The organism is Ensifer sp. MJa1, from assembly GCF_037026475.1.
Classification (GTDB): domain Bacteria; phylum Pseudomonadota; class Alphaproteobacteria; order Rhizobiales; family Rhizobiaceae; genus Ensifer.
The window spans coordinates 177761-199460 of sequence record NZ_JAKUMO010000005.1; the positions used below are offsets into that span (position 1 = coordinate 177761).

The window sequence follows — 21700 nt, forward strand, 5'->3', positions numbered from 1 at the left end:
CGCCAAGGGAGGAAAGATGTTTGAACGACTATTCAAGCTGAAAGAGCATCAGACGACGGCGCGCACCGAGGTGATCGCCGGTATCACGACATTCCTGACGATGTCCTACATCATCTTCGTCAACCCCGACATCCTGTCGAGCACGGGCATGGATAGGGATGCCGTCTTCGTTGCAACCTGTATCGCCGCCGCGCTCGGCTCGGCCGTCATGGCGCTCGTCGCCAACTGGCCGATCGGCATGGCACCCGGCATGGGCCTCAACGCCTTCTTCGCCTTCACCGTTGTTGCAGCCCTCGGCTTCACCTGGCAACAGGCGCTGGGCGCGGTCTTCATCTCGGGCGTAATCTTCCTGATCCTGACCGTGACCGGGGTGCGCAGCTGGCTGATCGCCGGCATCCCGCATTCGCTGAGAAGCGCGATTGCCACCGGTATCGGCCTCTTCCTCGGCATCATCGCGCTGAAGAACGCCGGCATCGTCGTTGACAACCCGGCAACACTCGTCGGCCTCGGCGACCTCAAGCAGACTGGTCCGTTGCTCGCCATCCTCGGCTTCTTCGTCATCGCGGTACTGGATGCACTGAAGGTCCGCGGCTCGATCCTGATCGGCATTCTCGTCGTGACGGTCCTGTCGATGATCCTTGGCGTCAGCGAGTTCAAGGGCATCGTGTCGGCTCCGCCGAGCATTGCGCCGACCTTCATGCAGCTCGACATCATGGGCGCACTGCATGGCGGCTTGGTTCACGTGATCCTGGTCTTCGTGCTCGTCGAAGTCTTCGACGCCACCGGCACGCTGATCGGTGTCGCCAAGCGCGCCCGGCTCATCGAGGAAGGCAAGCCGAGCCGCCTCGGCCGCGCGCTTCTCGCTGACAGCACCGCGATCGTCGCCGGTTCGCTGATCGGCACCAGCAGCACGACCGCCTATGTCGAAAGCGCCTCTGGCGTCCAGGCCGGCGGCCGCACGGGTCTGACGGCGCTCACCGTCTGCGTGCTCTTCCTGGCAGCACTGTTCTTCTCGCCGCTGGCAGCAGCCGTTCCGTCCTATGCGACGGCACCGGCCCTGCTTTATGTCGCCGGCCTGATGATGCGCGAACTGACGGAAGTCGACTGGGACGACCTGACGGAGGCTGCACCTGCTGCGCTGACAGCGCTCGCCATGCCCTTCACCTACTCGATCGCCAACGGCCTTGCCTTCGGCTTCGTGAGCTATGTCGTTCTCAAGGTCTTCACCGGCAAATGGAGCGTCATCCATCCGGCTACGCAGCTCGTCGCGGCGCTGTTTGTCGTCCGCTTCGCCTTCTTTGCCGAGTAAACGAAACTTGGCCGGGGCGTGTCGCCTCGGCCAATCAGAACTTCCCCGCAAGTAGTGGCCGGAACGACGCTATGTCGCTCCGGCCTTTTTCTATCCGATCCAGAATTCGACGTACGCGAAGCCGGGGAGAAAACGGTTTCACACTTTTCCTGGTTTAGCTCAGTATTGCCCGGCCGGCAGATGCACGACGAGGCCATCGAGCTCGGCCGAGACTGTGATCTGACAGCTGAGGCGGCTGCGTTCGTCCGGATTGACCACGCATTCGATCATGTCCTGCTCCTGGAACTCGGGCGCGGGCAGGCGTGCGGTCCATTCACCGTCGATGTAACAGTGACAGGTGCCGCAGGCGCAGGAGCCGCCGCATTCGGCAGCAATCGCATCGATGCCGTTCTGCACGGCGGCCGACATCAGCGACTGTCCGACTTCTGCCAGGACTTCTCGCGTCGTGCCGTCCGCATCGATGAAGACGATCTTGGGCATGGGTATTCTCCAATTAGAAACGTTGGTTCCCGGTGCGGGTCAGGCCGGCTGAATGGCGATCTGCAGTCGCTTGGGGCCGCGGACGGAGAGACCGCGCTTGTACTCCGGCGTCGGGTCAACAAGCTCGATCGCCGGGAAGCGGCGCAACAAGGTGCTGAAGATGATGTCCATGTCCAGGCGCGCCAGGTGATTGCCGAGGCAGAAATGCACGCCGCCGCCGAAGGCGAGGTGCCGGTTGGGAGCGCGGCCGATGTCGAAGGTATCGGCGTTGTCGAATTGCTTGGGGTCGCGGTTGGCAGCACCATAGAGCAGGCCGAACTTGGTGCCACGTTCGAAGCGGCGGCCGCAGATTTCGACATCCTCGACGCAATGGCGGTGGAAGAACGGGAGCGGGGACTCGTAGCGGAACATCTCCTGCACGCCGGTCTGGATCAGGCCGGGATCCTGCCGCAGCCGCGCCATCTGCTCGGGGAAGCGCAAGAGCGCGTGCATGCCGCTGCCAAGCACGTCGATCGTCGAGCCGTGGCCGGCCATCAGGATCAGCATGCAGGTCGAGATGAATTCGTCAAAATTCATCGCGCCCGAACGTTCCGCCGCAATCAGCACCGAGATGAGATCGTCCTTCGGTGCGCGCTCGCGCTCGGCCTTCAGCGCCGTCAGATACTCGTAGAACTCGGTCGTATTGCGCTCGGCGATCTCCTTGCGCGCGTCGGAACGGTCGACGTCGAAGAACTGCACGATATTTTCCGACCAGATGCGCAACTGCGGACAGTCCTCGTCCGGCACGCCGAGCAGGCGGCCGATGATATGGCCGGGCACATGGGCTGCGAGATCATCGACGAAATCGATCTCGCCGCGATCGGTAAGGCTGTCGATCAGGCGGTCGACATAGGCCTGGATCTGGTCGCGCAGCTTGGCGATCATGGCAGGCGTGAACAGCTTGAACACCTGCTTGCGCAGCCGGTCGTGTACCGCGCCGTCGCTGTCGAGCAGGCTGAACTGTACAAAACGTTCGTGGTGCGGCATGTCGTGCCAGTTGGCCGCACGCTGCAGTTTCGCAAGCTCCTCGGCGGTCGCTATATCCTCGAGCGAGCGCACCATGCGCTTGTCCATGACGATGGCCGACACATCCTCGAAGCGCGAAGCCAGCCAGATGTCGAAATCCGCGAAATAGTGCAGACCTTCGGTCTCCCGCAGTGCCCGATAGGTCGGATAGGGATCGCGGGCAAACTCCGGCGAGAGTGGCGCGAAGGTGAACTTCGCTGCGTCGCCCGACGGTGCGGCTTCGGTCATAGGCAGTTCTCCGTGCACAAAGCTGCATGATAGCGTCACGAACATACGCCAAGGAATAGTCGTCTGTCGCAAGGTGATGGACAAAACTCGCATCGCCTGCCAGAAAGCGCCGATGCAGCCCAGAAACGAAGAGCTTCATTTCCATACGCCGGCGAAATTCGCCGATGCGTTCCCCTATCTGGCGATGGTCGCCGGGAGCCGGACGGCCTGGCCGCAGGAGGCGCCGATCCGCAAGCGGTTCCATCAGCACGTCTTCGTTTACACGACCGGCGGCTGCGGGCTGGTTGAGGTGCGTGGCCAACGCTTCCTGGCGGAGGCGGACAGTGTCGTCTGGTTGGATACGGCGCAGGCCTATGCCCATAGCTGCGCCGCGGAGCGTGAAAACTGGCGCTATCTCTGGATGGGGATTGAGGGTCACGGCCTCAATGCGCTTTACCAGTTCCTCGGGGTTCAGCAGCAACCGCTATTTGTACCTCGGGATCCAAAGGCCGCACGCGCTGTATTCAAAGCCGTCAATGGATTGCTGGCGGAGCGTTCGCCCGCGACCGACGCCCTTGCGAGCGCTGCGATCGCCGCGCTCATCGCCGATATGATCGCGCCGAGATTGACGGGCACCGAGCCGGCTGATGATGCGCGCGGCGCGGACCGCCTGCTTACGGTGCTCAAAGCCATGCGTGACGATCTCGTCCGTTCCTGGACGATCGACGACCTCGCAGCGCTTGCGCGGCTCAGCCCGTCGCAATTCTTTCGCCGCTTTCGCGATGTCGTCGGGACGACGCCGATGGACTGGTTGCGGCACGAGCGCATCAATCAGGCAAAACGCCTGCTGGTTGGCCCGGATGCCAAGGTCTCTGCGGTGGCTGCCGCTTGCGGCTACCCTGACCCCTATCATTTCTCCCGCGATTTCCGCCGGGTGACGGGGTACACGCCGACGAAGTTCCGCCGGGACGGTGGTTACTGACGGCGGCCGCCGTCCACCGTCGCCCCGCGCACCGGTGACCCGGTCGAACGACCGGGCCATGCGTTTATTCAAACGACCAGGAACGGTTCCTTGAAGAAGTGTTCCTCGAGGTTGACGCCTTCGCCGCCGCGGTCGACCACGGCGAAGTCGGAGACGCCCTCAAGCGGGGTCAAGATGCCATGCCAGACATTACGGGCGATGTTGACGCCCTGACCCGGCGATGTCTTGAAGGCGATCGGCTCGCCCGGTCCTTCGTTAGTCTCCCGGGAAACGACAACGAGAAACGGGTTGTCGCTCAAGGGGATGAAGGCCTGGCTGCCGAGCGGGTGGCGTTCGACCATGGTCAGTTTCAGTGGCAGCGGATAGGGCACCCCGCGCACCAGGCTGATCATCGGCCGGGCCTTGTCGCCCGTTGTTTCGATATTTGCGAGATCATGATAGCGGGTTGCATTGCCGCCGTTGATGGGGAAATTGTGGGCATTCTCCGTTTCAATCACGTCGCCGAAGGGCGCAAAGGCCTCACGGGTCAGCGGTTGTATGACGATCTCCTTCATGTGACGCTCCTCCGTCCAATATTGATCGAGCGGCAACTCAGAACAGGCGTGAAACTGCCTGTGCCCGGGGCTGCCCTGTTCAAGGTCGATCATCTCGCCTCAGTGAAATGATCTATGCGGTGCCGGCCTTCGCGATACGCCCGAAGACACGCAGCCGGCTGACGCCGCCGTCGGGGAAGATGTTGAAACGCACATGGGTCACGGGGCCGGGATCCCGGAGTTCGTTCGCCCCGTAGCTGTGGAGGTTGTCGGCAGAGAGCTTCTGCGGCGGCAGGACCTCGTGCCAGAACATCGACGACGCCGTGACCGCGGATGCGAGTTCGCAGGCGGTTTCTCCCAGATCGGCCGCCTGCAGTGAACAGGCATCCGGATAATTGCCCTTGAAATGGGCGGTATCGACGACGACCCGCTCGATATCGCCGCGGGCGGCAAGCTTGACGACGATCCAGTCATTTCCAGGCTCGCGCCGGCGGCGGGTCTCCCAGCCGTCGCCCATATTGATGCCGCGCCCGGGGGCAAGCAGTCGCTGGTGGCCATAGTGCCCGTTCGAGTAGGCAAGGATACGGCCACCGAGAAGCGACGAGGCAAGGTCGATCTCGGCGGCGCCGGCACCCGCTTGATCGAGCGCAGGCGTGCCATAGACGCGAAAGCGGGCGACACCGCCATCCGGATAGATGCGCAGACGCACATGGCTCCAGACCTCTTCAGACCGGACTTCGAAAAAGTGCTGGGCGCTCGGACCAAGGGGCCGCGCGCAGAGGAGTTCCGTCCAGACCGTCCGCTCGTCCGGTCCAATGGGCGAAAGGCACGCATCGATGGCACAGGCAGCCGGATAGTTGCCGGTGAAGTGTGCGGTATCGACCTCGAAGCCGTGGATGCGCCCGTTTGTAGCCAAAGCGACGATGGCGTGGTCGTTGCCGGGGCCGCGGCGGCGCCGCGTCTCCCATCCATCCATCCACTTGCCGTTCTCGTCATAAACACCGGGATGATAGACCGGGGCTGAGTCCTGGAGCATACGCTCGAGCGGTGCGAAGAACTCGTCGGTGGCAAACACCGGCCTGGCGCCGAGACCGGCGGAGGCAAGGTTGATCGCATTGCGGGCGAATTCGGGCAGGCTCACGCCGTCGGTCGTCATCGCTGGTCCTCAGATCGGCAGCATGTCCTTGAGGCGCAGATAGGCAATGCGCTCCACCTGTCGGCACGCGGTCTCGAACTCGGTATCGCGGTCATTGCCGATCCGGCTTTCGAAGGCGGCGAGGATCTCGTCCTTGGTGCGGCCCTTGACCGCCATGATGAACGGGAACTTGAACTTCTCCACATAGGCCGCATTGAGCGTGGTGAAGCGCTCGCGCTCGGCGTCGGTCAGCGCATCGAGGCCGGCACCGGCCTGTTCGTTGGTCGAGCTTTCTGTGAGGCGCTTTGCCTGCGCCAGCTTGCCGGCAAGGTCCGGGTGAGCGATGAGAACGGCGAGCCGCTCTTCGGCCGAGGCCTCGCGGAAGACGGCGGAAAGGGCTGCCGCAAGGCCGATCGCCGTGTCGTTGGCGGGCGACAGTTCGCCCTGGAAGGCGCGCTTGGCGATCCACTTCGAATGTTCGAACACACCGCCAAACTTCGTGACGAAGGCCTTTTCGCTAAGCCGCGACGGACGATCGTCCCAGGCTTTGAACGGATAGGCCTCGGTCCAGTAGCGAGCGATATCGACGCGTTTTGCGAGCCAGACCTTTTCGTGGCCCTGCACATAGTCGAGGAAGCGTGCGAGCGCCGCGGCCCGGCCCGGACGGCCGACGAGGCGGCAGTGAAGCCCGATGCTCAGCATCTTCGGCGCGCCTGCCGTTCCTTCGGCATAAAGCACGTCGAAGCTGTCCTTAAGGTAGCTGAAGAACTGGTCGCCGCTGTTGAAGCCCTGGGGCGTCGCAAAACGCATGTCGTTGCTGTCGAGCGTGTAGGGGATGACCAGCTGGTGGTGCCCGGCATGTTCGTGCCAGTAGGGCAGGTCGTCGGCATAGGCGTCCGACACATAGTCGAACCCGCCGGCCTCGGTGACGAGGTCGAGCGTGTTGTCGGAGCAGCGCCCCGTGTACCAGCCGCGCGGGCGTTCGCCGGTAACGATCGTATGCAGCCGGATCGCCTCGGCGATCTCCTGGCGCTCGCGTTCGGGCGAAAAGTCCTTGTGCTCGATCCATTTGAGGCCGTGCGAGGCGATTTCCCAGCCGGCGTCCTGCATGGCGGCGACCTGCTCGGGCGAGCGCTTCAGCGCGGTGGCGACGCCATAGACGGTCGCCGGCACGCCGCGTTCGGTGAACATGCGGTGCAGCCGCCAGAAGCCGGCGCGGGCCCCATATTCGTAGATCGATTCCATGTTCCAGTGACGCTGGCCCTGCCAGGCCTGGGCGCCGACGATTTCCGACAGGAACGCTTCGGAGGCCGCGTCGCCGTGCAGCACGCAGTTTTCTCCGCCTTCCTCGTAGTTGATGACGAATTGCACGGCGATCCGCGCGCCGTCGGGCCATGTGATCTTGAAGTTCGGGCCGTGGCCGTGAAGATCGCGGGGGTATCTCATCAAAGCAGCTCCTCCAGACATTTTCGTCTCTGCGGACAAATTTCTAGCGGCATTTATCTCGAGCCATTCCCCCCAAAAAATTTGAAAGTCTCGAATGATCGGCTCGCTACCGGGGAAGCCCAAATGCCGGAATACTGCGAGGTGGAAAGCTGACTTCGGGAGGAGCGAACTACATGCAATCTCATGGTGGAAACGCCGGCCGTCTGACGACACACGTGCTGGATACGGCAAGCGGTAAACCGGCCGAGGGGCTGCGCATCGAGCTCTACCGGGTCGAGGGCGAGCGCCAGACGCACATCAAATCCGTGAAGACCAATGACGACGGTCGCTGCGACGAACCGCTCTTGAGCGGCGAGCGGATGCAGTTGGGCACCTATGAGCTGCATTTTCATGCCGGCGATTACCTCGGCGGCCAGAGCAAGCGCGGTCAGAACCCCTTCCTTGACGTCATTCCGATCCGCTTCGGTATCGACAACGAGGGAGCGCACTACCATGTGCCGCTGCTGCTTTCGCCCTTTGGCTACTCGACCTACCGCGGGAGCTGAGCAATGACGATCCAGATTCGTAACACCATCCGCTTCATCCTGAACCATCGCCTGGTCGAACTTGCCGACGTTTCGCCGGTTCAGACCCTGCTCGATTTCCTGCGCATCGACCGCAACCTGAAGGGCACCAAGGAAGGCTGCGCCGAGGGCGATTGCGGCGCCTGCACGGTGCTCGTCGGTCGACTGCTCGACGGCAAGCTCAAGTATGAATCCGTCAATGCCTGCATCCGTTTCGTCGGTTCGCTCGACGGCTGTCATATCGTGACCGTGGATTCACTCGCGCAACCGACCGGTCCGCTGCATCCGGTGCAGCAGGCCATGGTCGATACGCACGCGTCGCAGTGCGGCTTCTGCACGCCGGGCTTTGTGATGTCGCTCTACGGCCTCTGGATGGAGAACCCGAAGCCGTCGATCGCCGAAATCGAGAAGGCGTTGCAGGGCAATCTTTGTCGCTGCACCGGCTATGCCGCGATCATCCGCGCGGCCGAAGCAATCTCGACGATCGGCGATGTCGGCAAGGATCCACTGGTTGCCGAGCGTGACCGCATCGCTAGGGAGTTGGCGTCGCTGCAGGATGGCCGTCGCGTCGAGATCGGCTCCGAGGCGGAACGCTTTATTCTTCCGGGCTCGGTCGACGATTTTGCTGCTGTACTCGAAGCCAACCCGAAGGCGACGATCGTCGCCGGTTCGACCGATGTCGGCCTCTGGGTGACGAAGTTCATGCGCGACATCTCGCCGGTCATTCACCTCACTCATCTCGAAGAGTTGCGCCGGATCACGGTCGATGCCGATGGTGTGACCCTTGGCGCCGGCGTCAGCTATGCCGAAGCCTATCCTGTCATCGTCGCGCATTTCCCTCAGTTGACCGAACTTTGGGACCGTATCGGCGGTCAGCAGGTGCGCAACATGGGGACCGTCGGCGGCAACATCGCCAACGGCTCGCCGATCGGCGACACGCCGCCGGCGCTGATCGCACTCAAAGCATCGATCACGCTGCGCAAGGGCAGCCGTCGTCGCACGGTCGTTCTCAAGGACTTCTTCATCGCCTATGGCAAGCAGGATCGCGAGCCCGGTGAGTTCGTGGAAAGCGTACGCATCCCGTTCGTTTCCGACGATGCCCGGGTCGCCGTCTACAAGGTGACGAAGCGTCTCGACGAGGACATCACCGCCGTCTGCGGCGGCTTCAACATCGCGATTGATGCCGGACGCGTGACCGACGCCGTGATCGCCTTCGGCGGAATGGCTGGCACGCCGAAGCGCGCGTCGAACGTCGAAGCGGTGCTCAAGGGCGCCGACTGGAACGAGGAGACGATCGAGCGCGCGGTTGAAGCGTTCGACCAGGATTTCACGCCGCTCACCGACTGGCGCGCCTCGGCGGAATACCGCCAACTGGTGGCGAAGAACCTGCTTCGTCGCTTCTATCTCGAAACGCAATCGGGCGGCCAGATCCGCCTCGATCGCACCATTGCTGTCGCGGTTTAAGGGAGGAAGCCATGAACGTGATGCAGCCCATCGACCGCATCCGCGGCGCCGTCCACGAAAAGGAACGGCACGAATCCGGCCACAAGCATGTCTCGGGAACAGCGGAATACATCGACGACATTCCGGAGCCCCAGGGCACGCTGCACGGCTATCTCGGCCTGTCGCAGCGCGCGCATGCCGATATCCTGTCGATCGACTTCGAGGCGGTAAACAGCAGCGAAGGGGTGATCGGCGTGCTGACGGCGGCCGATATTCCGGGCGAGAACGACATCAGCCCGGCGCACAAGCACGACGAGCCGATCTTCGTCACCGACAAGGTCGAGTTCCACGGCCAGCCGATCTTCGCGGTCATTGCCACGTCGCGTGAAGCCGCCCGTCGCGCGGCCGCCAAGGTCAAGATCGAGTATCGTGACCTGCCGCATGTGACCGACGTGGTCGAAGCGGAGGCCGCCAACTATCCGCTGGTGGTCGATCCCCTGAAGCTCGAGCGCGGCGATATCGAAGCCGGTTTTGCCAAGTCGAAGAACATCCTTCAGGGCGAAATGCGCATCGGCGGTCAGGACCACTTCTATCTGGAAGGCCAGATTTCCTTTGCCGTCCCCGGCGAGGACGACGAGGTTCTCGTCTATTCCTCGACGCAGCATCCAAGCGAAACGCAGCACATGGTCGCGACCGTGCTCGGCGTGCCGTCCAACGCGGTCACCGTCAATGTGCGCCGCATGGGCGGCGGCTTCGGCGGCAAGGAAACGCAGGCCAATATCTTTGCAGCGGTCGCCGCAGTCGCCGCCAAGAAGTACCGTTGCCCGGTCAAGGTCCGGCCCGACCGCGACGACGACATGTGCGCCACTGGCAAGCGCCACGACTTCCATGTCGACTACAAGCTCGGCTTTGATGACGAGGGACGCATTGAGGCGGTCGACGCCGTCTTCTCGGCGCGCTGCGGCTATTCGGCCGATCTCTCAGGCCCGGTCACCGACCGTGCGCTTTTCCACGCCGACAATTGCTACTTCTATCCGAACGTGCGGCTGCGCTCACGCCCGCTGAAGACCAACACGGTTTCGAACACCGCGTTCCGCGGTTTCGGCGGCCCTCAAGGGATGGTCGGCGGCGAGCGCATGATCGAGGACATCGCCTATGCTGTCGGCAAGGATCCGCTCGAAATCCGCAAGCTGAATTTCTACGGCGGCGAAGGTCGGAACCTTACGCCCTATCACCAGACGGTGGAAGACAACATCATTGGCCGGATCATCGAGGAACTGGAAACCTCGGCCGACTACGCCAAGCGCCGCGAGGCGGTGATCGCCTTCAACCGCGAGAACCATGTGGTCAAGCGCGGTATCGCGCTGACCCCGGTCAAGTTCGGCATCTCCTTCACCAAAACCGAGTACAATCAGGCCGGCGCGCTGGTGCACGTCTATACGGATGGCTCGATCCATCTGAACCACGGCGGCACCGAAATGGGGCAGGGGCTCTATACCAAGGTTGCCCAGGTGGTGGCCGACGAGTTCCAGGTCAACCTCGACCGGATCAAGGTGACTGCGACGACGACCGGCAAGGTGCCGAACACCTCGGCGACGGCAGCCTCGTCCGGTTCCGACCTCAACGGCATGGCGGCTGCCAACGCCGCCCAGCAGATCAAGACGCGGCTCGTCAAGTTTGCCGCCGAGCACTGGAACGTGAGCGAAGCGGACGTTGCCTTCGAACCGAACACGGTTCGCATCGGCGCCGAACGCGTGAGCTTCAACGAGTTCATCAAGATCGCCTATGGTGCCCGTATCCAGCTTTCGGCCGCCGGCTTCTACAAGACGCCGAAGATCCACTGGAACCGTTCGGAAGGTCGTGGCCGTCCGTTCTTCTACTACGCCTATGGCGCCTCGTGCTCGGAAGTCAGCGTCGATACGCTGACCGGCGAGTACCAGGTGGACCGCACCGACATCCTGCACGACGTTGGCCGTTCGCTGAACCCGGCGCTCGACCACGGCCAGGTGGAAGGCGCCTTCGTCCAGGGCATGGGCTGGCTGACGACCGAAGAACTGTGGTGGGATGCCAAGGGCCGACTGCGCACGCATGCGCCCTCGACATACAAGATCCCGCTGGCATCTGATCGCCCGCGCATCTTCAACACCCGCCTTGCCGAATGGTCGGTCAACCGTGAGGAAACGATCCGCCGCTCGAAGGCCGTGGGCGAGCCGCCGTTCATGCTCGGCATTTCGGTACTCGAAGCCTTGTCGATGGCGGCAGCCAGCGTTGCGGAGTATCGTATTGCACCGCGGCTTGATGCACCGGCAACGCCGGAGCGGGTGCTGATGGCGATCGAGCGGCTGAGGGCAGCCGCGCGGCAGAAAGGGTAACAAGGGCTGATTGTCATGGTGGCAAGCCGCGAGGATATCAGGGACTTTCTCCGACGCGAGCCGGATTGCGTGCTCGTGGAGGTCAGCGGTGCCGCCGGCTCGACGCCGCGCGACACCGACGCCTGGATGCTCGTCGCACCCGAAGGCCTTTTCGGGACGATCGGCGGTGGCCAGCTCGAATACATGGCGATCGACCATGGTCGTCGGGCGCTGAAGCGCGGTGACGCGCTTCAAGCCATGACCATCCCGCTTGGTCCGGAGATCGGCCAGTGTTGCGGCGGCCGCGTTGCGCTCGCCTTCACACGTATCGACCGGGAGAAAGCAGCCATGCTGATTGAACGCAGCGACCTGGAAATCGCCAGTAGGCCGCATGTCTACGTCTTCGGCGCAGGTCATGTCGGCGACGCGCTGACGATGGCACTTTCGCTGGTGCCGGTCCGCACCGTGCTCGTCGATACCCGCGAGAACGAGCTTTCCGCCGTTGCCGACATACCGGGTATCGAAACCTGCCTGACGGCAATGCCGGAGGCCGTCGTGCGCGACGCCCCACCCGGCAGCGCCTTCGTGATCCTTACCCACGACCACGCACTCGACTTCCTGATAGCGGCGGAAGCGCTTCGCCGCGACGATGCATCCTATGTCGGCATGATCGGTTCCAAGACGAAACGCGCCACTTTCAAGAACTGGCTGTCGCGCGAAATCGGGCGACCCGAACTCTTCGACAGGCTGATCTGCCCGATCGGCGGCACGGCGGTGAAGGACAAGCGCCCGGCGGTCATTGCGGCGCTTGCCGCCGCTGAAGTCATGGCGGCGGCGCTCAATTTCCAAGAACCGGTGCAGGCCGACGTTTCTCGCCGCCCCGCGGCCAGGCTGGCACGCTAGCAGCCCAGCGGTCATTGCGGGTGTAACCTGCGCTATTCGGCGGCGCCGAGGTGAAGCGCAAAACCACGGGCGCCCGGAGCGCCGACCTCCGGTCGAAGCTGAAGCGTCGGGATCAGATAGTCGCCGCCGTTTTGCCGACGATAGGGAATAGGCGCGATCGTTGTCAGCGTGCGCATCCTTTCCCTGAGACGCTCGGCCGTCACCTCAAAAGCCGCTTCGTCTATATTGTCGACGCGGTAAGCGACGAAGGGCGGGAGCACGTCGTAACCGGGATAATAGAGTACGCCGTGGTTGATCGGGAACAACAGGTCGTCGATCGGGCCGTTGACCCCGCGTGAGGAATAGTGCTCTTCCCAGCCGCCTGTCGTCACGATCAGCATGGCACGTTTTCCCGCGAGCGTGCCTTCGCCGAAGCGCTTGCCCCAATATTTGTCGCTGTGTTCGCCGACGCCATAGGCGAAACCATAGGCATAGACGCGATCGACCCAGCCTTTCAGGATGGCCGGCATCGAGTACCACCACAGCGGAAACTGCAGGATCAGCGCATCGGCCCAGAGCAGCTTTTCCTGTTCAGCCCTGACATCGGCGGTCAGATTATCGCTCGTGAACGCCTCCTTCGAGGCGCGGCTTGGTTTGAACCGCGTATCCGGGCTGAGCGCCGGGAAATCGGCGCGATCGATCTCGGATTTCCATCCTTCGGCATAGAGATCCGTGATGCGCACTTCGTGGCCCTCCGCCTCGAGCGCCTTGACGGCGACATCGCGTAGCGCGCCGTTGAGCGAACGCGGTTCGGGGTGCGCGTAGACAAGCAGAACTTTCATGGTCGGGTGTCCTTCAGTCGTGAATAGACACGTTAGGTAGACCGCGATTTTTCCATGCGGTAGATATCTGGAATGGATATGATTGTGCCGAATAATGGATAAATCAGAGATTACGCTCGAACGCATGCGCACATTCGTGCGGGTTGCCGAACGCGGAAGTCTTTCGGCCGTTGCGCGTGAACTCGGCATCGGTCAGTCCACCGTCACGCGGCACCTGCGCGAACTCGAGGAAGCCGTCGGTGTGCCACTGCTCAGTCGTACCACGCGCCGCGTGTCGCTGACTGATGAAGGCAGCCGATACTATGCCAACAGCGTCCAGATCCTGCGGTTGGTCGAGCAGGCTCGTGACGAGGCGCGCGGCAACCGCGGTGCGGCGGCCGGAACCATTCGCGTCTCTTGCACCGCGGCGTTCGGGGTGCTGCATGTCAGCCGGCTGATCTTCGCCTTTCAGGACACCTATCCCGACATCGACGTCGACCTCAGCCTCACCGACGAACGCGTCGATCTGGTGCGCGAGGGCGTCGACATTGCGCTGCGTCTCGGGCCGCTCACCGACAGTTCGATGAAGCTCAGGGTACTTGGCGAAAGCCGGCGCCTGCTCGTGGCCGCACCTTCCTATCTGGAACCGCGCGGAACTCCTGTTTCGCCTCAGGATCTCGTCGGCCACGAAGGCATTCGCATGTCGAACGTTGCAGGCAGCGATGTGTTGAGCTTGCAGGGGCCGGGCGGCCGCAGCCATCAGGTGCCTTTTGCCGGACGCTTCCGCGTCGACCACGGCCTTGCCGCCCGGGAGGCGCTCGCCGCCGGTCGCGGCATTGCGCCGGCGCACCGATGGCTGGTCGACGATTTGATGGCGACCGGCCGGCTGGTGGAACTGTTGCCGGACTACAGCTTGCCTTCGGTGCCACTCAGCCTGTTGATCGTGCCGGGGCGCGCGGGCATCGTACGCGTGCGCATGCTCGTCGATTTCCTTGTCGAGCACATTGGAGGGATTCCGGGAATCGAGCGCGCGAGGGGCTAGGCGCCTATTCCAGCGCCTTGCCGATCAGGCGCTGACAGCGCTCGGCCATGTAGTCGATCATCAGCCTGACCTTCGGGTCCTGGAACCGCTTGTGCGGATAGATCGCCGCAAGCTGCACGCTGAGCGGCGGCGTGTCGGCGAGGATCGGCACCAGCGCGCCGGAATTGATGTGGCTCTTCACCTCAAACAACGGCTTGTTGATGATGCCGCGACCGTCGAGTGCCCATTGGGTCAGCACATCGCCGTCGTCGGAATCGTAGGGGCCGGTAACCTCGAGCTTGCGCACGCCCTCCATGGTCTGCAGCGTCCAGAAATATTCCTTCGAGCCCGGATAACGCAGCAGCAGACAGTCATGCTTGTCGGTAATCAGCGTGTCGGGTGTCTCGGGCACGCCGCGCCTCTCGAAATAGGCTGGCGCCCCACAGATCACGCGCTCGCAATTCATGATTCCGCGCATGCGCAGGTTGGAATCTTCGAGGATGCCGAGCTTGAAGGCGACGTCGACGCCTTCAGACAGGATATCGACATTGTGGTCCGACAGGCGAAGGCGCACTTCGATGTCGGGATACTTGTCGTGAAACTCCGGAATGCCCGACGCGATAAGCCGTCGACCTATCCCCAATGGAGCGGTAATCTTCAGTGCACCCTTGGGATTTCGCGAGAGATCGGCGATCGCATTTTCGGCTTCGTTGACCGCTTCGAGGATCTTCACGGCGCCATCGTAAAAGACGCGACCGTGCTCCGTCGGGGTCAGCTTGCGCGTCGTCCGATTGAACAGGCGAACGCCCATGTGGCGTTCCAACTCTTTGATTCTATTGCTTGCAACCGCCGGCGTCACGCGTTGGTCGCGACCCGCTGCAGACAGGGTTCCAAGCTCTACGACGCGTACGAAGACGCGCACATTGTCCAGATATGACATGCCTCCGTCCCACTCCTTCAGGCTCTCTTTAGCCTATCCATTGCGTCGCTATTTTATAGATTTTTTTGAAAGTGTTGGTGAAGCAGCGACGTTCCCGCGACCTCCAGCAATGACACATAATGGCGAGAGGAGAAATGGGAGAATTTCATGTACGACTATGCCATCGTCTGGGATTGGCTGACCTTTGCCGTGAGATGGCTGCACGTCATCACCGCCATTGCATGGATCGGTTCGTCCTTTTATTTCGTAGCCCTTGACCTCGGTCTGAAGAAACATCCGGGCCTGCCCGTCGGCGCCTATGGCGAAGAATGGCAGGTGCACGGCGGTGGCTTCTATCACATCCAGAAATACCTGGTCGCGCCGTCCAACATGCCGGAGCACCTGATCTGGTTCAAATGGGAGTCTTACGTCACCTGGCTCTCCGGCTTTGGCATGCTGTGCCTGGTCTACTATGCCGGTGCCGACCTCTATCTGATCGATCCGAACGTTCTCGACGTTTCCAAGCCGGTGGCAATCGCCATCTCGCTCGGCTCGATCGCCTTCGGCTGGCTTGCCTATGACACGATCTGCAAGTCGCCCTTCGGCCGTGACAACACCAAGCTGATGGTGCTTCTGTACTTCATCCTGGTCGGCATGGCCTGGGGCTACACGCAGCTCTTCACCGGCCGCGCCGCCTTCCTGCATCTCGGGGCCTTCACCGCGACGATCATGTCGGCCAACGTGTTCTTCATCATCATTCCGAACCAGAAGGTGGTCGTCGCCGACCTGATCGCCGGCCGCACGCCGGATGCCAAATACGGCGTGATCGCCAAGCAGCGCTCGACCCACAACAACTACCTGACGCTGCCGGTTCTGTTCCTGATGCTGTCGAACCACTATCCGCTGGCCTTCGGCACCCAGTACAACTGGATCATCGCCTCGCTGGTCTTCCTGATGGGCGTTACCATCCGCCACTACTTCAACACCCGCCACGCCGACAAGGGCAACCCGACCTGGACCTGGCTCGTCACCGCGCTGCTCTTTGTCGCGATCATGTGGCTTTCGACCGTGCCGAAGATCTTGTCCGGCGGCGAGGAGGAAAAGATCTCCGCCGCACAGCAGCCTTTCGTTACGGCCGAGGCCTTCCCGAAAGTGCGTGACACGGTGCTCGGCCGCTGTTCCATGTGCCATGCCAAGGAACCCGGCTGGGAGGGGATCGTCGTGCCGCCGAAGGGCGTGACGCTCGAAACCGACACCGAGATCGCCAACCACGCGCGTGAAATCTATCTGCAGGCTGGCCGCACCCACGCGATGCCGCCTGCCAACGTCACCGGCGTATCGGACGAGGAGCGGCAACTGCTCGTCGCCTGGTACGAATCCGTGGTGAATGGAGGAAAGACCCAATGACCGATTTGCTGATCCGCGGCCGCGTGCTGACCTTCGTCGATGAGCCCAAGGGCATCGATGACACCGCCTCCTATCGCTATTTCGAAGATGGCGCGGTGCTGGTGCGGGGCGGCAAGGTCGCCGATATCGGTGAGCATGCCGAGGTTGCCCGGCGCGCCGGCGCCGGCGTCAAGGTCGCCGACCATCGCCCCAATCTCGTGCTGCCGGGCCTGATCGACACGCACTTGCATTTCCCGCAGACGCAGGCGATCGCCTCCTACGGCGCCCAGTTGCTCGAATGGCTGAACACCTACATCTTCGTCGAGGAACAGAAGTTCCGCAAACACGAGCATGCCGATTACATCGCCGGCCGCTTCATGGACGAGCTTCTGTCGAACGGCACGACGACGGCCGTTGCCTATTGCTCGGTGCATCCGGAAAGCGTTGATGCCTATTTCAGCGCGGCGGAAGCGCGCGGCATGCTGATGATCGGCGGCAAGGTGATGATGGATCGCAACGCCCCCGACGCGCTGCGCGACACGCCGCAACTTGGCTATGACGAGACCAAGGCGCTCATCGCCAAGTGGCACGGCCGCGGCCGGGCGCATTATGCCATCAGCCCGCGTTTCGCCATTACCTCGACGCCGGAGCAGATGGAGATGAGCCGCGTGCTCGTCGCCGAACATACGGAATGCTACGTGCAGACGCATCTTTCCGAAAACAGGGACGAGATCGCCTTTGCGACCTCGCTCTATCCGGAAGCCAAGGACTATACCGATATCTATGCGCGCTACGATCTTCTGACGCGTAGGACGCTGCTTGGTCACTGCATCTACTTGAGCGACCGCGAGATTTCGGTGCTTGCCGAGACAGGCGCAGTCGGCACCTTCTGTCCGACCTCGAACCTGTTCCTCGGTTCCGGCCTCTTTGACCGCGATCGCTTCGACAAGCTCGGTGCCCGGTGGTCGGTAGCGACCGATGTCGGCGCCGGCACAAGCTTCTCCATGCTCGAGACCATGGACGAGGCCTACAAGGTGCTGCACCTGCAGGGCCAGCGGCTGACGCCGTTCAACTCCTTCTACCGCATGACGCTCGGCAATGCCCGGGCGCTCGACCTCGAGGACCGCATCGGCTCGCTGCGTGTCGGTGCCGATGCCGACATCGTTGTTCTCGACAGCCGCGCCAAGCCGTCGATGGAGTTGCGCATGCGCGTTGCCGGTACGCTGGCCGAGGAACTCTTCATCCTGCAGACGATGGGTGACGACCGCTGCGTGGCCGAAACCTATGTCGCCGGCAAGCCAATGAAGCGCGCTTCAAACGGCGCGAAGGATGTGGCAACGACTGCGACCAGAAGCCTCGAAACGGCCTGACCGACGTCAGGGCCATGTGCGCGGGCTCGCAAACCGAGAACGGATGCGAGCCCAAAATCTCAAAACGCCGCGTGTCCCTTCGGACGCGCGGCGTTTGCCGTTACGGGGCTATAGCTCTTCCGGCCGCTTGCCACCCATCGCCTTGGTGAGCGCGTCGGCGCGTTCGCGCACGATCGGACCGAAGGTCGACAGCTTATCGTCATTGACGCGAACCGACGGGCCGGAGATCGAGATGCCGGCGATCGTCTCGCCATATTCGTTGAAGATGGGGGCGGCGACACAGCGCATGCCGAGCGTGTGCTCCTCATCGTCGACGGACCAGCCGCGGTGACGGATTTCCTGGATGTCCTTCAAGAGCGCCGGCAGCGTGTCGCGGGTCTTGTCGGTGAAGTGGGCGAGTTCGCGCCCGCCAAGCAACTGGGCGATCTCTTTGTCCGACCAAGTGGAAAGGATCGCCTTGCCGATGCCTGAAGCATGCACCGGACCGCGGCGACCGGGTCGGAAAAAGGCGCGCATCGGCGCGTGGCTCTCGACCTGCGAAATGAAGACGACGTCGCCGCCTTCCTCGATACCGATATTCGCCGTCTCGCCGCTTTCCTCCATGAGGCCCTTGAGGAATGGGCGGCTGATGGTGCCAAGCTTGCGGAAGCGCAGATAGGCGTTGCCGATCTCGAACGCCTTCAAGCCCACAGTCCAGGCGCCGGTATCCGGGTCGTTCATCACCATGCCGTGGCCGGCGAGCGTCGTCAGCAACCGGTGCACGGTCGAGGGCGCCATGCCGGTCTCGTCGGCAAGCTGGGTCAGGGTGGAGCCGTCGCCCTCGGCAACGACCGTCAGCAGGGCAAGGCTGCGATCAAGCACCTGGACGGATGAGGGGGCGGCATTCTCGCCCGCCTTGCGCCCGCGTTTTCCCCTGCCGTTGCCGTCCATAAGAGCCTCTCTGCAAATCACGTCTCTCGCCCATCATCCTCTATCAGGCTGCGAAGCGATTTTCTCCGAATTGTTGAAAATCTTTATTTCCACATGATGGAAATGAATTCCATTTGAGTGTTGCATATCGCAGACAGTGGATTATGTTTTCAGGAAATTGGAGGAGTTCCCATGGCTAAGATGCGTGCCGTTGATGCGGCAGTTTATGTTCTGGAGAAGGAAGGCATCGATTGTGCCTTCGGCGTACCGGGTGCTGCCATCAACCCGTTCTATTCGGCCTTGAAGGCACGTGGCTCGGTTCGCCACATCCTGGCGCGCCACGTCGAGGGCGCCTCGCACATGGCGGAAGGCTACACCCGCGCCAAGCACGGTAATATCGGCGTCTGCATCGGTACGTCCGGCCCGGCCGGCACGGATATGATCACCGGCCTCTATTCGGCGTCGGCGGATTCGATCCCGATCCTCTGTATCACCGGCCAGGCGCCGCGTGCGCGCCTCGACAAGGAAGACTTCCAGGCAGTCGATATCGCAAAGATCGCAGCGCCCGTCACCAAGTGGGCTGTCACGGTCATGGAACCGGCGCTGGTTCCCTTCGTCTTCCAGAAGGCGTTCCACATCATGCGCTCCGGTCGCCCGGGTCCGGTCCTGATCGACCTGCCGGTCGACGTCCAGCTCGCCGAGATCGAGTTCGATCCGGATACCTACGAGCCGCTCGAGGCCTACAAGCCGAAGGCGACACGCGCCCAGGCCGAAAAGGCAATCGCGATGCTGAACGAGGCGGAGCGTCCGCTGATCGTTGCCGGCGGCGGCATCATCAACGCCGATGCCTCCGACCTGCTCACCGAATTTGCCGAAATCACCGGTATCCCGGTCATCCCGACGCTGATGGGCTGGGGCACGATCCCGGACGACCATCCGCTGATGGCCGGCATGTGCGGCCTGCAGACCTCGCACCGTTATGGCAATGCCAATCTGCTCGCCTCGGACTTCGTGTTCGGCGTCGGCAACCGCTGGGCCAACCGCCACACCGGTAACGTTCCGACCTATACGGAAGGCCGCAAGTTCGTTCACGTCGACATCGAACCGACCCAGATCGGCCGTGTCTTCGCACCGGATTTCGGCATCGTCTCGGATGCCGGTGCTGCGCTGAAGCTGTTCCTCGACGTCGCGACGGAATGGAAGACCGCCGGCAAGCTGCGCGACTGGTCCGCCTGGGCGGAAGAATGCCGCGAGCGCAAGCGCACCCTGCTGCGCAAGACCCATTTCGACCAGACGCCGCTGAAGCCGCAGCGCGTTTACGAGGAGATGAACAAGGCCTTCGGCCGCGACACCTGCTACGTCTCGACCATCGGGCTTAGCCAGATTGCCGGCGCCCAGTTCCTGCACGTCTACAAGCCGCGCAACTGGATCAACTGCGGCCAGGCGGGCCCGCTCGGCTGGACCCTGCCGGCAGCGCTAGGTGTTCGCGCCGCCGATCCGGACCGGACGATCGTTGCGCTTTCGGGCGACTACGATTTCCAGTTCCTGATCGAGGAGCTCGCGGTCGGCGCCCAGCACAAGCTGCCCTACCTGCATGTGGTCGTGAACAACTCCTATCTCGGGCTCATCCGCCAGGCGCAGCGCGGCCTCAACATGGACTTCGAAGTCAGCCTCGCCTTCGACAACATCAACGCGTCAGGCGATGCAGAGAAGGGTTACGGCGTCGACCACGTCGCGGTCGCTGAAGGTCTCGGCTGCAAGGCGATCCGGGTGCGCAGCCCGAACGAGTTCCAGGAGGCCTTCGATCGGGCACGTGCCCTGATGGACGAGCACCAGGTTCCTGTCGTCATCGAGTTCATCCTCGAGCGCGTCACCAACATCTCGATGGGTGCCGACATCAATGCCGTCGTCGAGTTCGAGGAACTGGCGCTGCGTGGCGAAGATGTGCCGACCGCCATCACGGCCCTGCTCGACTGAGGCCTGCTCAAATGAAGGAGATGCGGGCGGCTAACCGCCCGCATCCGCTCCAGAGAAAAACACGAAGGAGGAGACATCGCATGGCGAAGTTCGCTGCGAACCTGACAATGCTGTTCAACGAGGTGCCTTTCCTCGACCGCTTCGCCCTTGCTGCCAAGGCCGGTTTCGAAGGCGTGGAGTATCTGTTTCCCTACGAATTCGAGAAGGTGAGCTTGCGCGCCGAGCTTCAGCGGCACGGCCTGACCCAGGTTCTGCACAACCTGCCGGCCGGCGACTGGGCGCGCGGCGAGCGCGGTATCGCGATCCTGCCGGATCGCGTCGACGAGTTCCGCAAGGGTGTTGCCAGCGCGATCGACTATGCAACGGCGCTGGAATGCAAGCAGGTGAACTGCCTGGTCGGCATTGCGCCGGACGGTGTTTCCGACAGCATCCTGCGTTCGACGTTGGTCGCAAACCTGAAGCTCGCCGCAAGCGAACTCGGCAAGCACGGCATTCGCCTTTTGATCGAGCCGATCAACCACTTCGACATTCCCGGCTTCTACTTGAACACGGTGGCGCAGGCCGCATCGATCATCGAAGAGGTCGGCAGCGACAATCTCTTCATCCAGTACGACCTCTACCACCAGCAGCGTACGCAGGGCGAGTTGGTCGGCACGTACAAGCGGTATGCCGAGCGCATTGCCCACGTGCAGCTCGCAGACAATCCTGGCCGCAACGAGCCGGGCACCGGAGAGATCAACTACCCGTTCGTCTTCGACGCCCTGGAAGCGGCCGGCTACGACGGCTGGATCGGTTGCGAATACAAGCCGCGCACCACGACAGCCGAAGGTCTCGGCTGGCTCGGCACCGAGCGCCAGCGCACCCAATCCGCAGACATCATCAAGATCAGGAGCTAAGCATC

General features: G+C 62.7%; 19 protein-coding genes. 11 read left to right on the forward strand and 8 right to left on the reverse strand.

Features of this window, described 5'->3' with window-relative positions:
* The first annotated feature begins 16 nt into the window (after nucleotides 1-16).
* The gene (locus MKZ91_RS09380) at nucleotides 17-1309 is read left to right on the forward strand and encodes an NCS2 family permease (protein WP_336170317.1); all 1293 of its coding nucleotides are present in this window, start codon (nucleotides 17-19) and stop codon (nucleotides 1307-1309) included.
* A gap of 159 nt (nucleotides 1310-1468) precedes the next feature.
* On the opposite strand, the gene MKZ91_RS09385 is transcribed toward MKZ91_RS09380, so the two are convergent.
* Together MKZ91_RS09385 and MKZ91_RS09390 are read right to left on the reverse strand one after the other, a co-directional pair.
* Nucleotides 1469-1789 carry a 2Fe-2S iron-sulfur cluster-binding protein gene (locus tag MKZ91_RS09385; protein ID WP_336170319.1) on the reverse strand — a complete coding sequence of 107 codons (321 nt, stop codon included), beginning with the start codon at nucleotides 1787-1789 and terminating at the stop codon, nucleotides 1469-1471.
* Nucleotides 1790-1828: 39 nt separating this feature from the next.
* A complete protein-coding gene (locus MKZ91_RS09390) occupies nucleotides 1829-3082 on the reverse strand; it encodes a cytochrome P450 (protein WP_336170320.1) in 1254 nt (417 codons plus the stop codon).
* A gap of 112 nt (nucleotides 3083-3194) precedes the next feature.
* On the opposite strand from MKZ91_RS09390, the gene MKZ91_RS09395 reads away from it, so the two are divergent.
* Nucleotides 3195-4043 carry a helix-turn-helix transcriptional regulator gene (locus MKZ91_RS09395; protein ID WP_336170321.1) on the forward strand — a complete coding sequence of 283 codons (849 nt, stop codon included), beginning with the start codon at nucleotides 3195-3197 and terminating at the stop codon, nucleotides 4041-4043.
* A 68-nt stretch (nucleotides 4044-4111) separates the two neighbouring features.
* Here the strand turns inward: MKZ91_RS09395 and MKZ91_RS09400 are convergent, their stop codons facing one another.
* The 3 genes from MKZ91_RS09400 to puuE all read right to left on the reverse strand — a co-directional run bounded on the left by MKZ91_RS09400 (nucleotide 4112) and on the right by puuE (nucleotide 7157).
* Nucleotides 4112-4597, reverse strand: coding sequence for an ureidoglycolate lyase (locus tag MKZ91_RS09400; protein ID WP_336170323.1), 486 nt, complete (start codon nucleotides 4595-4597; stop codon nucleotides 4112-4114).
* Nucleotides 4598-4709: 112 nt separating this feature from the next.
* A complete protein-coding gene (alc, locus tag MKZ91_RS09405; RefSeq protein ID WP_336170325.1) occupies nucleotides 4710-5732 on the reverse strand; it encodes an allantoicase in 1023 nt (340 codons plus the stop codon).
* 9 nt (nucleotides 5733-5741) lie between these two features.
* The gene (gene puuE, locus MKZ91_RS09410) at nucleotides 5742-7157 is read right to left on the reverse strand and encodes an allantoinase PuuE (protein ID WP_336170327.1); all 1416 of its coding nucleotides are present in this window, start codon (nucleotides 7155-7157) and stop codon (nucleotides 5742-5744) included.
* Between the two features lie 173 nt (nucleotides 7158-7330).
* On the opposite strand from puuE, the gene uraH reads away from it, so the two are divergent.
* From uraH to xdhC, 4 genes are read left to right on the forward strand one after another with little or no spacing between them, the layout of a single operon-like run.
* Nucleotides 7331-7702, forward strand: a complete 372-nt coding sequence (gene uraH / locus MKZ91_RS09415) for a hydroxyisourate hydrolase (RefSeq protein ID WP_336170329.1) — start codon at nucleotides 7331-7333, stop codon at nucleotides 7700-7702.
* A gap of 3 nt (nucleotides 7703-7705) precedes the next feature.
* A complete protein-coding gene (gene xdhA, locus MKZ91_RS09420; protein ID WP_336170330.1) occupies nucleotides 7706-9184 on the forward strand; it encodes a xanthine dehydrogenase small subunit in 1479 nt (492 codons plus the stop codon).
* Nucleotides 9185-9195: 11 nt separating this feature from the next.
* Nucleotides 9196-11535, forward strand: coding sequence for a xanthine dehydrogenase molybdopterin binding subunit (xdhB, locus tag MKZ91_RS09425; protein WP_336170333.1), 2340 nt, complete (start codon nucleotides 9196-9198; stop codon nucleotides 11533-11535).
* 18 nt (nucleotides 11536-11553) lie between these two features.
* Nucleotides 11554-12417, forward strand: coding sequence for a xanthine dehydrogenase accessory protein XdhC (gene xdhC, locus MKZ91_RS09430; RefSeq protein ID WP_336170565.1), 864 nt, complete (start codon nucleotides 11554-11556; stop codon nucleotides 12415-12417).
* A 32-nt stretch (nucleotides 12418-12449) separates the two neighbouring features.
* Here xdhC and MKZ91_RS09435 read toward each other — a convergent pair whose 3' ends face one another.
* Entirely contained in the window at nucleotides 12450-13238 is a 789-nt protein-coding gene (locus MKZ91_RS09435) for an NAD(P)H-dependent oxidoreductase (protein WP_336170335.1), read from the reverse strand.
* A gap of 94 nt (nucleotides 13239-13332) precedes the next feature.
* Here MKZ91_RS09435 and MKZ91_RS09440 point away from each other — a divergent pair, with 94 nt between their 5' ends.
* Entirely contained in the window at nucleotides 13333-14259 is a 927-nt protein-coding gene (locus tag MKZ91_RS09440) for a LysR family transcriptional regulator (RefSeq protein WP_336170337.1), read from the forward strand.
* A gap of 4 nt (nucleotides 14260-14263) precedes the next feature.
* On the opposite strand, the gene MKZ91_RS09445 is transcribed toward MKZ91_RS09440, so the two are convergent.
* A complete protein-coding gene (locus MKZ91_RS09445) occupies nucleotides 14264-15178 on the reverse strand; it encodes a LysR family transcriptional regulator (RefSeq protein WP_336170339.1) in 915 nt (304 codons plus the stop codon).
* Between the two features lie 147 nt (nucleotides 15179-15325).
* Between MKZ91_RS09445 and MKZ91_RS09450 the strand changes: the two genes are divergently transcribed.
* Entirely contained in the window at nucleotides 15326-16564 is a 1239-nt protein-coding gene (locus MKZ91_RS09450; RefSeq protein WP_336170341.1) for a urate hydroxylase PuuD, read from the forward strand.
* Nucleotides 16561-17913 carry a guanine deaminase gene (gene guaD, locus MKZ91_RS09455; RefSeq protein WP_336170343.1) on the forward strand — a complete coding sequence of 451 codons (1353 nt, stop codon included), beginning with the start codon at nucleotides 16561-16563 and terminating at the stop codon, nucleotides 17911-17913. The genes MKZ91_RS09450 and guaD overlap by 4 nt, the downstream gene beginning before the upstream one ends.
* A gap of 108 nt (nucleotides 17914-18021) precedes the next feature.
* On the opposite strand, the gene MKZ91_RS09460 is transcribed toward guaD, so the two are convergent.
* A complete protein-coding gene (locus MKZ91_RS09460; RefSeq protein WP_336170345.1) occupies nucleotides 18022-18843 on the reverse strand; it encodes an IclR family transcriptional regulator in 822 nt (273 codons plus the stop codon).
* A 171-nt stretch (nucleotides 18844-19014) separates the two neighbouring features.
* Here MKZ91_RS09460 and gcl point away from each other — a divergent pair, with 171 nt between their 5' ends.
* The gene (gene gcl, locus MKZ91_RS09465; protein ID WP_336170347.1) at nucleotides 19015-20799 is read left to right on the forward strand and encodes a glyoxylate carboligase; all 1785 of its coding nucleotides are present in this window, start codon (nucleotides 19015-19017) and stop codon (nucleotides 20797-20799) included.
* A gap of 80 nt (nucleotides 20800-20879) precedes the next feature.
* Nucleotides 20880-21695 (forward strand): hydroxypyruvate isomerase, encoded by an 816-nt coding sequence (hyi, locus tag MKZ91_RS09470; RefSeq protein ID WP_336170349.1) that lies wholly within the window; start codon nucleotides 20880-20882, stop codon nucleotides 21693-21695.
* Nucleotides 21696-21700: the final 5 nt, after the last annotated feature.